The sequence below is a fragment of the Paenibacillus sp. FSL H8-0537 genome, assembly GCF_038051995.1.
Lineage (GTDB): Bacteria > Bacillota > Bacilli > Paenibacillales > Paenibacillaceae > Pristimantibacillus.
In genome coordinates this window covers 687557-702231 of record NZ_CP150290.1, presented here as the reverse complement: position 1 = coordinate 702231, position 14675 = coordinate 687557, and the positions used below count along the sequence as shown (strand labels likewise).

Here is a 14675-nt window from a genome sequence, read left to right as displayed (position 1 = left end):
AAGCTGGCGAATCCGTGTCAAGTCAAGACACTATGCAAGGACAGAACACAATGAATATTCGGGAGGTAGAAGATGAACAAACGGCTACAAGAGGCAAGCGGAATAAAAAGAGGGCCCATGTTAACCGCGCTGCTCATCGGTGCATTTGTTGCGTTTCTTAACGAAAATTTGCTGGCCAACGCGCTTCCCGGATTGATGCGGGAATTCAACGTTGCCGCCTCCACTATACAGTGGCTGTCAACAGGCTACTTGCTTGTTATTGGCGTACTGGTGCCAGTGACCGCATTACTGCAGCAATGGTTCACCACTCGCCAGATGTTTATGACTGCGATGGCGTTATTTTTGGCCGGCACCTGCTTGTGTGCAGTATCCCCAGGATTCGAAATTTTGCTGATGGGCAGGATTATTCAGGCTTGCGGGACAGGATTGCTGGTTCCACTCATGATGAATACGATTCTTGCCCTTTATCCTCCAGAACGGCGGGGCTCCGCCATGGGTCTCATGGGGCTCGTCATTATGGTCGCCCCTGTCATTGGGCCGGCTTTGTCGGGACTGATCATCGATACCTTTCACTGGCGATGGCTGTTCTACATGGTCATTCCAGTCGCCCTGTTTTCAATTATTTATGCAAGCTTTTACTTGAAAAATGTTACCGAGCTGACTAGGCCAAGGGTCGATTTTTTATCCATTGTGATGTCAACCGTCGGTTTCGGCTGCGTCACCTACGGCTTCAGCCAAACCAATGTCTGGTCTGAGTCTGAGGGTTACGGCTTGCTTACCCTAGGAAGCCTCTTTTTGCTCTTGCTTGTATGGCGGCAGCTCCGGATTAAAGAGCCGTTGCTCGATCTTTCCGTATTCCGGCATCCCACTTTTTCTTTGGTTGCGGTATTGGTTGTGATTCTGATGATGGTTCTATTTGCAACAACGACATTGCTGCCGATCTATTTGCAGGATGTGATGCAGTTGACAGCCTTCGCAACAGGCTTGCTACTGATGCCGGGTTGTATTTTGAACGGCATGATGATGCCAGTGTCCGGGAAATTATTCGATAAATTCGGACCGCGATTTGTCATCTTGCCCGGACTATTTTTGATCGCCATATCATTGTGGCTGTTTGCCGACATGGACAGTGATGCAACGCGAGGCACCGTTATGTTCAATCATATCCTCTTATTCTTAGGCATATCTTTTGTCGTCATGCCGGCTCAGACCGCAGGATTAAATCAGCTTCCGCGTCACCTGGTCCCCCATGGCACAACCATATACAATACGCTCCAGCAAATTGCAGGCGGTATTGGCATCGCATTATTTATCGGCATCATGTCGTCTGGGGCCAATCGTTATCTCCACCATTCTCTCGATCCCACTGCGATGCAGGAAAAGACACAAAGCATGGTTGCCGGTGTGCAGACGGTTTTTTGGATCGAATTTATTCTCGTCGTACTTGTTTTGGCACTGAGCTGGTTTATAAGAAAGCTGCCTGATCATAAAACAGCTTAAATATAGAAGCCCTATTTTTCAAACAACCGTAACTGTAAGCTGTACACCCTATCTCTATAGAGCCCTATAGAGCAAAATGAAAGGGCACCCAATAGGACGCCCTTTCATTTTGCACATCTGTTTCTACTGTATGGGAATAAATGATGTATCCCTTGTTTTATTTGAGCATTTGATATACTTGTTCGACGTCCTTATCCCCGCGCCCGGACAGATTGATGATCATAATTTGATCCTGATCCATCGTAGGCGCCAGCTTCTTCGCGTAAGCAAGCGCATGCGAACTCTCTAGGGCAGGAATGATTCCCTCCGTGCGGGACAGCTCTTGGAAGGCTTCCAGCACCTCCTCATTGGTGACCGTTGCATATTCAGCTCGGCCCGTCACCTTCAGGTGGCTATGCTCTGGACCAATGCCCGGATAGTCAAGCCCCGCAGCGATCGAATAAGTTTTCTTTGGCTGACCTTCCTCGTCCAGCAGCACTAAGCACTTAAAGCCATGAATGATGCTTGGCACACCCTCAGTCAAGGATGGCGCTTGATCGGGCTCAACGCCGATTAAACGCACGGTCGGCTCGTCGATGTAGTGGGCGAATGCGCCAATTGCATTGCTGCCCCCACCTGTGCAGGCCACTACTGCATCCGGCAAACGGCCTTCCTTCTCCACAATTTGCCGTTTTGACTCTTCGCTAATAATGGCCTGAAAGTGCTTGACCATCGTCGGAAACGGATGCGGACCAACTGCTGAACCGAGCAAATAAAACGTATTTTTATAATTGCGAACTAGATCGTCCAGCGCTTCATCCACCGCATCCTTCAATCGCCCTTGGCCTTTATGAACCGGAATAACAGTCGCGCCGAGAAGCTCCATTCGGAACACGTTAAGCGCCTGCCGACGCGTATCTTCAGCTCCCATGTAGATGATGCATTCCATATTAAACATGGCACAGGCCGTTGCCGTAGCAACACCATGCTGTCCGGCACCCGTCTCAGCAATAATCCGCTTGGCACCCATCCGCTTAGCGAGCAGAATCTGACCGATAGCATTGTTGATCTTATGCGCCCCGGTATGATTCAGGTCCTCGCGCTTTAAGTAAATTTTCGCTCCTCCCCATGCTTTGGTAAGCCGCTCCGCATACGTCAGCGGATTCTCGCGGCCAACATATTCGCGCAGGTAATAACGAAGCTCTTCCTTATATTCAGGATCATCTCTAAACTTGTAAAATTGCTCACTCAAATAACGCAATACTTCCTGCAATTCCGGCGGGACGAAGCTGCCTCCAAACTCCCCAAAGTATCCCTCTTGCTGCACTTGTTGGTCCATAAAGTAAGCGCCTCCATTATTTAATATAGAAATTAAAATTGAAATAGAAATAGAAAAGGTCATCCATATCTGATATATTACCATAAATGACCGTAAGCCTGAATGACCTTTGCTCTATCTTGAATAAAATAACGGGCTTCATTCGCACGTCAAACAGCAAGCGCCTATGCTAAAGGTGAAGAGGCAATCCGGCTTACACGAGTGATGTACTTCAGGCACAAACTATAATTTTTTCTTTAGGAAAAATTGTTTGATATCTTCCGGGTATTCATCATTAACGGCAAAAATCTCATAGCCCATGCGCTTATAAAATTCCGGCGATTGATACGAAAATGTGCAAGTATGAGCAAATATACACCCAACTTCTTTTCCAAGCCTCTCCGCTTCTGTCATCATGATTTTTCCATATCCTTTGTTTCTGAATTCATCAGCTATCCAAAAGACATCAATATACAAACCGTAAGACCAAGTTTCACAAAACAAGCCGCCCACGACTTTGCCAGATTCATCTTTAAGATATAGATTAATATCCTTGCCTGGCTTTTTTAGTAACCCATTTGTCGCACGAACATTGTACTCATATAGATGATTACATACCTCGTTGTACTCCGTTTCGTTAGAGTCTACAGTAATCTTGATATTGTCTAAAATTATATCTGCCATAGGTCTTCCCCTCCGATAATAACTTAGTTAGCCATAAGGTGTATCCTGAATAATCCAGCCTGCGAGACTGATGCTTCGAGAAAAAGATTAACTGCCCCGGCATCAGGGCAGAGTAATAGCTTTTTTTTATTTTGACGATATACATCATTTCTAATAAGACATCTATCGCTGCTTGATTGCCATCACTCTTAAGCGCTTATAATCCGCGTACCATGAACCGTCATGAAATAATTCGTTGCGAGCTTTAGCAGCTATTTTCGAACAAACGGCAGTTCGCTCCGCTTCGGACAGTGCTGTGAAGAAATTATCCGCGAAGCCCCGCAGCCAATGATTCAAGCCCTGCTCATTGTCCTCAATCTTTGTTGGTCGATCAAAGTGAGCCGCATAGGTGACACGGAAGCCCTGCTGTTCCAACAATGTGCTGTATTCGGCGATGCTCGGGAAATACCAAGGATTCAGCTTGCTCGCATCAATGCCGAAGTCCTCGTGCAGCACTTCGCCAATAGCTTGAACAATCGTTTCCACATTTCCTTTTCCGCCGAACTCTGCAACAAACCTGCCACCAGGGTTTAAACTTTTCCATACACCGGCCAGTACCGAGCTCGGGTTCTTCATCCAATGCAGCGCTGCGTTGGAAAAGACAGCATCGAACGTAGAATCTACGGTAAAATGTTCGCCATTACCCACAAAAAACTGGATATGGGGATATTTGCGCTGTGCCTGCCCGATCATTGACTCAGATAAATCCATCCCCGTAACATGTGCACCAGCTTGACTTATTTCACAAGCCAAATCTCCGGTTCCACAGCCCAAATCAAAGATATGTTCATCTTTAATTGGATTTAAAAACCGGACAACATCCTTGCCCAATTCGGATACAAACCCAAGCTTACGGTCATAATGATCAGATTGCCAGACTTGATCGGAGCTCATGGAATCATCTCCCAACTTTTATGTTAGAGATAGTATGGCATAGCTCTTTTTATAAGTTAAATATATAAAATCTATATACGCTATAGATTTAAACTATAAAATTTCATACTGGAGTCGTATAATCCAGCCATCCTATTTTTGCTAGTTAACCTCATTAAGTTTAAACTCAGCAACTCAGCCAAAGCTTGTCAGTCAATCAAAATATACATTCATTTCTTATTTGTACTGTCGCAATGTAAAGGTGGATATGCGGGGGAAGATGTTGAAGCATATATCTGATTGATTCGTTGACTGGCGCATGCTCAATGACATGATAGTCATCCAGAATCAGTATAAAGTCACCGCTGATCGTGCTTAGTTCATGCAAGAACGCCGAAATGGCGGAATCAATGGAAGCTGCTGACTCTTGCTCGAGCAGAAATCCTAAAGATTGCCCGAACCGCGGAATTCTTTCCTGTATGGACGCCAAGACGCAATTCCAGAAAGCATTCCAGTCGTTATCGTATTTATCTAATGAGATCCAAGCAATCGGGCAGCTGCATTGCCGCTCCCACTGGCTTAACGCCGTCGTTTTGCCATAGCCAGCTTGGGCGGATAGCAACGTCAGCTTGGCCTGCATGCCTTCCTCCAGCATGCGTGTTAGTCGCGGCCGTGCGACCAATGATCTTCGCGCAGGGGGAATAAGAAATTTCGCACTTCTAATCATGATCAAGGCCTCCGCAAGCTGATTTAAACCTTTATTATATTCGATAATATTCGATTTGTTTAGGCATTTTCCTTTTTATTCTGTACATAGGAATTGTAAAAACTTTGCACGATTAGTTGCAGGGATTAACGAATACGGTTAGTAGTAATCGAATGCAAAAAAACTGGCGTCTGTTGAATACAGGCGCCAGCAACTTTTTTTACATATATCCAAGCCTACCGAGTAGGCGTCCCTGCATTCTCGCCATTTCTGCACGAGTTGCAGCTTGAAGCGTCCTAAAATCGCCTGCCTGCATTGTCGCCCATCATGATGCTGCTGGAAAGCATCTGCTGCACTGCCTCGGGGTGTTCAGAGCGGGACTCTGCGGATCGGCGCACCCCTAAGATTTCATCAGGTCAAATTTTAAAGCGAACAACCAATGTTTGCAGATTTTGCGCCAAATGTGCTAGCTCTTCCGCCGACGAAGCGATTTCTTCAATGGAAGCGACCTGCTCCTCTGTTGAAGCTGAAATACTTTCTGTTCCTGCAGCGTTCCGCTCGGACACCTCGCTAACGAACTGAATGGCCTGTACAACCTCGGCCGTGCTGGCGGACATTTGTTCCGAAGCGAAAGCAATCCCTTCTACCTGGGAAGTCAGGTCATCAATAGCCGCATTGATGCTCAAAAAAGCTTCATCTGCTGTTTGTACGGAGCGAATGCCGTCGTCCATCTTGGCAACACCAGTGTTCACACTGACGATGACCTCGTCAATTTCCTGCCGGATCGCCTGTACCAGCTCCGCAATGTGCTTCGCGGAATCCCCGGACTGCTCGGCAAGCTTGCGAACCTCGCTCGCTACGATCGCGAAGCCGCGTCCGTGCTCGCCGGCACGGGCCGCTTCAATCGCAGCGTTCAGTGCGAGCAGATTCGTTTGCGTCGCGAGCCCCGTAATGGTCGATACAAATTGGCCAATAGCGACGGAATGATCGCCTAGTCGTTGTGCCGTTCCGGCGAAATTTTGAACATAATTGCTTACGTCTATCATATTGGTTACAGCGCTTTGAATTTTAGCCGTACCCGTACGTACAAGCCCGGTTGCTTGCTGGGCAGACGTGGATACTTGCTGGGTGCTTGCGGTTATCAAATGAACACCATCGGACAGCTCCTTAATTTGCTGAGCTGTATGCTGCAGACTGGCTGCCTGCTTTTCAATTCCGGTTGCCGACTCCTCCGTGATCAGAGCGACTTGCTCGGACGCCTTGGACGTTTCGCTGGCGTTTGTTGACAACTGCTCAGACGACTCCGCAAGCTGCATCGCTGTACTGTTTACATCTCCTATGACAGCATGCAGCGCCTGGGTCATCCGGTTAAAACTGCTGCTCAGCTGGCCAAGCTCATCATTGCTGATATCGGTAAGCTCCAGCGTCAGATTGCCGTGACTGATTTCCTCGGAAGCCGCCACCAACTGCTTCAGCGGCCGTGTAATGGAGCGTATCATATAAGTGATGATCAGTGCGCTAACTGCAAAAGCAATCGCGACGACAATCAGCGTCTTATACCAAATCGGCTGGGCAGCCGCGCTCACTTCACTATCGTCGATAACCCCTACCAGCACCCAGCCTGTTTTTTCATTTGTCGTAATAAAAGCATGCTGCTTGCTGCCATCCGTAGACGAATAGGCGAGACTGCCTTGCTTTTGCTCGAAAATGTCCGGATATGGCGAAGCTGTCGCTTCACTGCCTGATTTTTCATGTGGGTGCACAATAAATTTATTTGATTTATCCAGCACATATACATAGCCCTTCGTCCCGATCTTGGTGGAATTCACCAAATCGCTCAACGCCTTCAGCGACAGGCTGACCGAAACAACACCGTGCCCGTCCTTGGTAGTCTGGGCGACCGAAACAACAACATTGCCCGTATTGCTGGAAATGTAGGGCGAAATAATCGTAGGCTTCCCTTTATTTTCTGAAGCGCTTATGTACCAGGGCCGCTTGCGCGGATCATAATCTGCAGGATTTACCGCACTTTTCGGAGCATTGACGTATACCCCTTGATCGGTGCCCACCGAAGCTAGTTCCACGTCGTCGTGTTTTTGTTTGTAAGCGTCCAGCACCGCCCGCACGAACGGGTCCTCATTTCCCTGGACAGGACCGATATTGCCGGCTGGCAGCTGATCTGCCAAAAAATCCACATTTTTTTCAGTAGCGCCAATCATCTGATTGATCGTTTCATTCAGCACCGCCAGCTTGCCAGATGCACTTGCAAACATTTCCTCCTGCACCTTGGCGCGGGCAGTATCATAGGAAATGGCCCCTATACTCAGGCTGGGCAGCAATAAGATCATCACAAAAGCCCAAACCAGCTTGCTGCGTAATGTAAGGGATTTTTTCCAAAGCCGCTTTTTGTTCATATTAACATTTCCCGCCTTCTCCAAGGTAATGTGGCTACCTTCATAGTAGGAGACTTTTGGATCAGTTACAACAAAATTCGACACATTTACGTGAACTTAATTTATGGTGGGACGGAAAGCCTAAGGTCGAACCGTTGTGTTATCATTTAGCGCCCCGCCCCTGCATTTCGGGGGCAGCTTTCCGTGCTGTCTGTAACGGCAGGTTATTGCTTTATTCCATATAAATCAATTGCTTTCTTTGAGAGTCCCAGCGCCATACTAAATCACCATTTAGCCCTAAACCGCCATACCACTCATCTATTCCCTTCACCTTGATCCAGTCCTTTAATCCCGAGACTACCTCCTCTCCAATCTCAGTTAATGCAAGATTGCCATTTTCAAAGGATGGAGTAGTTTTCTTTCCCGGTATTTTTATTAGTGCATGCGGTTGTTCTGACATATTCCTTAACCGATACCATAATTCCAAATCACCCATCCCTAGCACACTCAAGCGGTTCCCGATCTCTTTCAATAGCTTGCGTGGGGTATCCACACCATGCCCAATAAGCTCCAAAATGGTCTGCTCCACGATTCCCAGCCCATTTATGGGGGAAGGCAGGCGTGATAAGTGCAGTTCAAGCGCCGCGTGAGCGAAGGGCAGCGCCGATGTGTCTTTTTTCAAAATTTCAACATGCGATTCAATATTTGGCGATGTGTATGCTTCCCAGATTATGCTGCCCGTATCAAGCTCCTTCTGTCCGACCCTTTGCCACGTACCTGACAATGTTTCCAACTGCTTTGACGTAAGTTGACCCAATCCCCGAAACAAATCAATACCTGGGTAGTCGCCAATGCACAGCAAATTCAGTTTTGTATGACCTAGCGCCTGATTTGAAAACCAATGCAATAAATAGCTCAGCATGAGTTGGTCAAACAAATCATGCTCGAACCATAATACGATCTCATCGTATTTGTGAAAGTTCCGCAGAATCTGTTCTTGCGACTTACAATTTGCCACATAGTCATCTGCTGGAATACCTAGAGTCCTCTCCAAATATTCCACTCTGGGCGACCTCTGATGGAGCTCCCCCGTTTCCAAGAATACCGGACCAACCGGATACACTTCTCTCCAAACCAAGATATCTCCGCGAACGTTTCCCTTTCTTAACTTATCGCCGACAATATCTCCATTTACAATATGAAGCATCGATACTCCTCCTTCGTAAAGATCATTGAACATGGATACAAAGTCGGTAACAAGCAGTGACGTTCTTAGCTTATTACGGGCGTCGAACAACCGTTTTTTTAGTGCAGAGGGGGTTACTTTAAGGTAACTTGATATTTCTTTTATTGAATATCCATGAAAATAAAATAATTGGACTACCAGTTTTAAATTGTCCGACAAACCCTCGATGGAATGATGAATCCTCTCCTGCCATTCCTTCCTTTCTATGATGAACCCCACATTCAATTCCTCTGCATCCATTACGGTCGTTTCATCCATTGGCATTACAGCATGTATTTTTCGGCGGAGAATCCGCTGGCATTGTCGTTCGACTATGGTCTTGAACCATCCCGGGAAAGCATCCGCCTCTTGCAACTTAGTGAGATTGGCGAAGGCCTCCGCGAACGCTTCTTGTACCGCATCCTCCGCATGACCCCAGTCACCTAGTTTCCCATATGCCACAGAAAATGCCATGCCACTAAAATGCTGCACGATCCGCTCCCATGCGATTTGGTCGCCGAGCCGGGCTCCTTCAATCCACTGCCGCATCTATTCCACCTCCCCTGTATTCAGATTCTATATACAAAGTGCCAGTATCTTTGCAAAAGGTTACTCGTTTCTATTGATAAAATAGCAGAAACTTGCTGCTACCTGTGATACGGCTCAGCGAGACTAATCTTCGATTCAAAATGAATAGAAACTGACAAAAAAGTATTCCAACCTTATAATTGTTCAATATATCCTATAGCGGAACTGATCAGGAGGACGGCATGCAATTTGAACCAGTGTATGATGATGGGGAATTATTTCTACCGAAGATTGAATTAAATATGACATCGAACCAGTCGATTAGCATTATAACGGACTTGAAGCGAAAGCAGCTTCTAATGAATCAATTAGTGAATCATTCCCTATATCATTTATTTCGGGCTCAGCAAAACGAATATATGCGTTTAACGGTGGAAGAGCTAATCCAATTTCTAATCAAAGTAACGGAGAGGAATGACCATATCGCTTCGCTGCTGGATTATTTTGCTTTAAAAGAAGAACGGAAGATAAAAATCAAGGATCTGAGCTCATCGAAAAGGATGTATGTGACACTGCTGCGTGTCTTTTTTGCCCATCAGCCTACACTTGTGCTGGAGGAACCCTATTTTTACTTGGAAGAACAAGATCGTCGTCATTTAAAACGAATTTTGGATGACCTTTCGAAAGAAAAGCAGATTTTAATTTTAACATCGAATTTAGAGGATGCCCTTATTTCCTGCGATGAAATTTATCGATTGAACGAGCTCGGATTTCATCCATTGGATATTCGAGACTCAGAAGAGGAGAAACAGGAAGTTCAGGAACAAGATAGAGACAATATAACCTTGCAGAAGATTTATACGAAAAAAAATGACAAAGTGATTTTATTTAATCCGCCTGAAATCGATTTTATAGAAAGTATGGATGGAGCAATCCTTGTTCATGTGGGTGGAGAAAATTATCACTGTGCTTTGACGCTAACCGAGCTCGAGCAGAGATTGTTACATTTCGGATTTTTCAGGTGTCATCGATCCTACATCGTTAATCTGCAAAAAATAAGAGAGATTATTACTTGGACGAAAAATAGCTACAGTTTGCGATTAAATACAGGTAAAGATGCCGTGGTTCCATTAGCTCGTTCAAAATTACAGGAATTAAAAACACTACTTAACCTTTAATTCCGGGGTAATGCCGAACCAATTAAGCATTGGATAGTACCATTCAGGCGATAACAGCTACATTTCAGCGGGTTTTGATGGCTGGAAGCATGCATTCTTTATATATTTAAGCCATCAACTCTAAGGAAGTGGTGTTAATGGCTGTTATACAAGTCGAACATATTCGAAAGAGCTTTGGAAGTAAGGATGCATTGGCAGATGTGTCTTTTTCAATTCCGTCAGGAGAAATTTTCGGGTTCCTAGGTCCGAGCGGTTCAGGAAAAACGACATTAATAAAAATTTTAACTGCACAATTAAATCCGACAAGTGGACAGGCAAGTGTATTTAACGAGCCGGCGGAGATGATGAATCAGTCTGCACAGAAGATGCGCTTTGGCATTTTGACGGATAATAGCGGTCTCTATGAGAGATTAACGATAGAGGAAAATCTGGAGCTGTTTCGTAAGTTATATGATCTTCCTAAATCGTCGATCGATAAGGTGCTGCAATTTGTAAACTTAAGCGGAGAGCGCAAAAAGAAAGTCAATCTTTTATCAAAAGGGATGCGCCAGCGTGTCCTGTTGGCATGCGCGATTATCCATGAGCCGGAATTATTATTTTTGGATGAACCTACTTCGGCTTTAGATCCGGTAAACTCCGCGCATATTTATAAAGGGCTGCGCCGCTTAAATGAGAAAGGGACAACGATTTTTTTAACGACGCATAATATGGCCGAGGCAGAATTGATATGCAACCGTGTAGCGATTTTGTATCAAGGACAAATCCAAACCATCGGCTCACCAAAAGAGCTTAAAAAACAGCATCGGGAAAACGTCGTTTGTGTGGAGTTAATCAATGGTCAAGCATATGAGCTTCCAATCAATGAGGGCACGGCAGATCAAATAGCTGATTGGATGAAACGAGGGTTAATTGATCGATTGGAAACGAAAGAGCCAAGTCTAGGTGATATCTTTATTAAAATGACAGGAAGTGAGCTGCTATGAGTATCTCATTGAAACGTGTACAAGCGATATTTGTGAAGGATTACAAAGAGTTTTCACGCAATTATGCGATCTCCATTATGTTGATTTTCCCAATTATCCTCGCACTTCTTCTTCGAGCTGCTGGCGCCGCCTCGTCTTTGCCTGGATCTTTCGCTACAGTTCTTAATCTTTCGTTTGTGTTCCTAACCTGTTTCGTACAAGCATGCTTGATTGCGGAAGAAAAGGAGCGTAACACTTTACGATCATTAATGATGACTCCGGCCACGACCATGGATGTTTTAATCGGTAAAAGTACTTTAGTCTTTGTCATGTCTGTTGTTGTTCTGGCTATTGCTACGTATCTATTTGGCTATGAGCCAGCTAGTATATGGGCGTTTGTGGCAGCAACCATTCTTTCGATTATTTTATACACAGCAGTCGGGACGATATGTGGTCTATTCTCCAAGACGTTGCTTGATGCGTCATTATTAATAATTCCTGTGACGATCGTATTCTCTGGGGCACCATGGGGAGCATTTCTAGTGGAGGATTATCCGATCTTCAAAGTGCTGGATTACATGCCAAGCAGTCAGCTTGTTCATTTGCTAGGCTTACCCCCTACAGACTTTACGACGGGAGAGTTATTAAAACCCCTCCTTATTATTTTGGCATGGACGGTTGTATTAACGATTGTATCTGTTGCTTTGTACCAACGACGGTTAAAGGATGAGTAGGAAAAAATGACAAAAGAGCGGCCGCGCCAGCCACTATAGAATCACGTAGTTCTATCGAGGAGGGATCAAATTTCGATGAATTTAGCCGTCAAGTTGCTGCAAGAATTTAAACACCGCGATACCCGGAATCAGCTGAAAGGCTATCGGGACAAGACAGAGCTCATCAGGGGACGTAATTTGGAAGCATGGGACGATCAGCAGCTGCAAGCGGAATCCCTCCGTCTGAAAAAGGCAGCAAAATCGGGTACGCCTTTGGACGGGCTGCTAGTTGAGGCCTATGCGCTAGTCTGCGAGGCAGCGAAGAGAACACTGGGATTGCAGCCCTACGATGTCCAGATCATGGCTGCCATCGCTCTGCACGAGGGATTTTTGATCGAGCAGCTTACCGGAGAAGGGAAAACGCTCTCTGCTGTTTTGCCTGCTTATCTGCATGCGCTAACCAGCGAAGGCGTTCATGTGCTGACCTTTAACGATTATTTGGCAAATCGGGATGCGAATTGGATGGGCCCAATCTATCGTTTTCTCGGGTTAACGGTAAGCGCGGTTCAAGCGGGCATGAGCTTGCCCGAGAAACGGGAAGCGTACGCCGCCGATATTACCTATGTTACAGCTAAAGAGGCGGGGTTCGATTATTTGCGCGACACGATCGCTTTAGACGAAGCCGATGCTGTGCATCGTCCCTTCCATTACGTCATCATCGACGAAGCGGATTCACTGCTTCTCGACGAAGCGCGGGTGCCGCTAGTCATCGCCGGAGAGCCGGGCTCCTCCGGCAACGACTGCATTCGTTTCGCAGAAGTGGCTCGGCAGCTCGAGCAGGATGGGCATTTCGACTTCGACGATTTCCAGCGGAACGTTTACTTGAATGAAGCAGGCTCTGCAAGAGCGGAGTCGCTGCTGGGATGCGACAATTTGTACGATAGCCATAATAGTCATTTGTTAATGTCGTTAAATTGCGCGCTGCATGCGGAATTGTTATTGAAGAGAGACGTCGATTACATCGTCCGGGACGGTAAAATCGAGCTGATTGACGAATATACCGGCCGCGTGGCGGAGAACAGGCATTTGCCGGACGGGCTGCAAGCCGCGCTTTCGGCCAAAGAAGGGCTGCAGGCGAAAGCCGGCGGGATCATGCTTGGTACGATCACCCTTCAACACTTCCTTAGCCTTTATCCAAAGATTTGCGGAATGACGGCTACCGCGCAAGCCTCCGCCATAGAATTCGAGCATATTTATGAGCTGCAGGTTGTGCAAATTCCGCCGAACCGAACAAACATACGGATCGACCATCCGCACCGGATTTATACCCATAAAGAAGCCAAACGTAAGGCGCTTGTACAAGAAATCTCGTCCGTCCATAGGGCCGGCCGTCCGATTCTCATTGGTACGTCAAGCGTCGAGGAGTCTGACATGCTGGCGGAGGCGCTAGCGGCTGCCGGCGTAGCTTGCCATGTTCTGAATGCGAAAAACGACGCAAAAGAAGCCGAGCTCATCGCCAAAGCGGGAGAGATCGGCGCCGTGACGGTGTCTACGAATATGGCGGGACGTGGCGTCGACATTCGGCTCGGAGGCGGCAACCCCACGCAAGCAGAAGCTGTCGCCAAGCTGGGCGGGTTGTACGTGATTGGTACGCATATGCACCAAAGCGTGCGGATCGACAACCAGCTGCGCGGGCGATCCGGCCGCCAAGGTGACCCGGGAGCTTCCATATTTTTCGTAAGCTTGGAAGATGAGTTGCTGCTTAGGTTCGGCATTAATAAAGCGATACGGGGTCTTAGGCAGGACGAGACTCTCGAAGAGTCGGTGCTCTACAGCAAAATTGACCATATTCAGCGTGTTATTATGGGTCAAAACTTCCATATCCGTCAGGAGCTGAACGGTTATTCGGACATGGTGGAGGATCAGAGGCGTATGCTATACGAGGAGCGGCTCCGAATTTTGAAAGGAGAGACACCGATGAGCCCCTCGGAGCAGCGGGTACGGCTTTATTATATCGACAAATTCTGGGCCGACCATCTGGAATATGTTTCTTACATTCGCGAAGGCATCCATTTGACGAGCCTTGTTAACCGCAATCCGATCGACGAATTTCATGCGCAAATCATCCAAGCCTACGAGCAAATTGCGGCTAAAATAAATAGAGAGTCGGCGAATATGCTTGCAAAGCTCGGAGGCTCGAATGATCCGGCGATGTGGGAAAAGTTCGGGTTGAAAAGCCCTGCTTCCACTTGGACTTATATCATCACCGATCAATACAAGCAATACTTGCAGAATCCCGGTACATGGACCCCAGGGACGATAATCGCTTATTGGTTGCGCAAAACTTTGAGTCCGGTATTCGGGTGGTCAAAATTTTGATGCGACAATATCTGAATACCCACTCGTTGATTACAACACTTGACTTATTCTAATGAAGCTATGTTTTTGCCACGTTGTCCGTTTGGAGTTTTTGATATTAAAATCAGTTTGATTGCTCATGTTGTTTCAGCAGATCCTCCGTCCAGTTCCGGAGCGTTTTACGCTGCTTGTACAGTCCGGAGTATCGCTGTCGTCTTT

Annotated in this window: 11 protein-coding genes; 5 read left to right on the top strand and 6 right to left on the bottom strand. The window is 46.6% G+C overall.

Going from position 1 to position 14675, the window contains the following annotated elements; all coding sequences use genetic code 11:
• The first annotated feature begins 72 nt into the window (after positions 1-72).
• Positions 73-1500, top strand: coding sequence for an MDR family MFS transporter (locus tag MHB80_RS02910; RefSeq protein WP_341280758.1), 1428 nt, complete (start codon positions 73-75; stop codon positions 1498-1500).
• Positions 1501-1657: 157 nt separating this feature from the next.
• On the opposite strand, the gene trpB is transcribed toward MHB80_RS02910, so the two are convergent.
• The 6 genes from trpB to MHB80_RS02880 all read right to left on the bottom strand — a co-directional run bounded on the left by trpB (position 1658) and on the right by MHB80_RS02880 (position 9266).
• A complete protein-coding gene (gene trpB / locus MHB80_RS02905) occupies positions 1658-2818 on the bottom strand; it encodes a tryptophan synthase subunit beta (protein ID WP_341280757.1) in 1161 nt (386 codons plus the stop codon).
• Between the two features lie 222 nt (positions 2819-3040).
• A complete protein-coding gene (locus MHB80_RS02900) occupies positions 3041-3481 on the bottom strand; it encodes a GNAT family N-acetyltransferase (protein WP_341280756.1) in 441 nt (146 codons plus the stop codon).
• A gap of 162 nt (positions 3482-3643) precedes the next feature.
• Positions 3644-4414: a methyltransferase domain-containing protein gene (locus MHB80_RS02895; RefSeq protein ID WP_341280755.1), complete on the bottom strand. Its 771-nt coding sequence runs from the start codon at positions 4412-4414 to the stop codon at positions 3644-3646.
• 196 nt (positions 4415-4610) lie between these two features.
• Positions 4611-5120: a hypothetical protein gene (locus tag MHB80_RS02890; protein ID WP_341280754.1), complete on the bottom strand. Its 510-nt coding sequence runs from the start codon at positions 5118-5120 to the stop codon at positions 4611-4613.
• 395 nt (positions 5121-5515) lie between these two features.
• Positions 5516-7513 carry a methyl-accepting chemotaxis protein gene (locus MHB80_RS02885; RefSeq protein WP_341280753.1) on the bottom strand — a complete coding sequence of 666 codons (1998 nt, stop codon included), beginning with the start codon at positions 7511-7513 and terminating at the stop codon, positions 5516-5518.
• Between the two features lie 211 nt (positions 7514-7724).
• Positions 7725-9266, bottom strand: a complete 1542-nt coding sequence (locus MHB80_RS02880; protein WP_341280752.1) for a sigma-70 family RNA polymerase sigma factor — start codon at positions 9264-9266, stop codon at positions 7725-7727.
• Positions 9267-9487: 221 nt separating this feature from the next.
• Between MHB80_RS02880 and MHB80_RS02875 the strand changes: the two genes are divergently transcribed.
• From MHB80_RS02875 to MHB80_RS02860, 4 genes are all read left to right on the top strand, one after another.
• The gene (locus tag MHB80_RS02875) at positions 9488-10423 is read left to right on the top strand and encodes a LytTR family transcriptional regulator DNA-binding domain-containing protein (protein WP_341280751.1); all 936 of its coding nucleotides are present in this window, start codon (positions 9488-9490) and stop codon (positions 10421-10423) included.
• Between the two features lie 137 nt (positions 10424-10560).
• Complete coding sequence (locus MHB80_RS02870) at positions 10561-11406, top strand: ABC transporter ATP-binding protein (RefSeq protein WP_341282843.1); 846 nt, start codon at positions 10561-10563, stop codon at positions 11404-11406.
• The gene (locus MHB80_RS02865; protein ID WP_341280750.1) at positions 11403-12119 is read left to right on the top strand and encodes an ABC transporter permease; all 717 of its coding nucleotides are present in this window, start codon (positions 11403-11405) and stop codon (positions 12117-12119) included. The genes MHB80_RS02870 and MHB80_RS02865 overlap by 4 nt, the downstream gene beginning before the upstream one ends.
• Before the next feature lie 75 nt (positions 12120-12194).
• A complete protein-coding gene (locus tag MHB80_RS02860) occupies positions 12195-14477 on the top strand; it encodes a DEAD/DEAH box helicase (protein WP_341280749.1) in 2283 nt (760 codons plus the stop codon).
• The last annotated feature ends 198 nt before the right edge of the window (positions 14478-14675 follow it).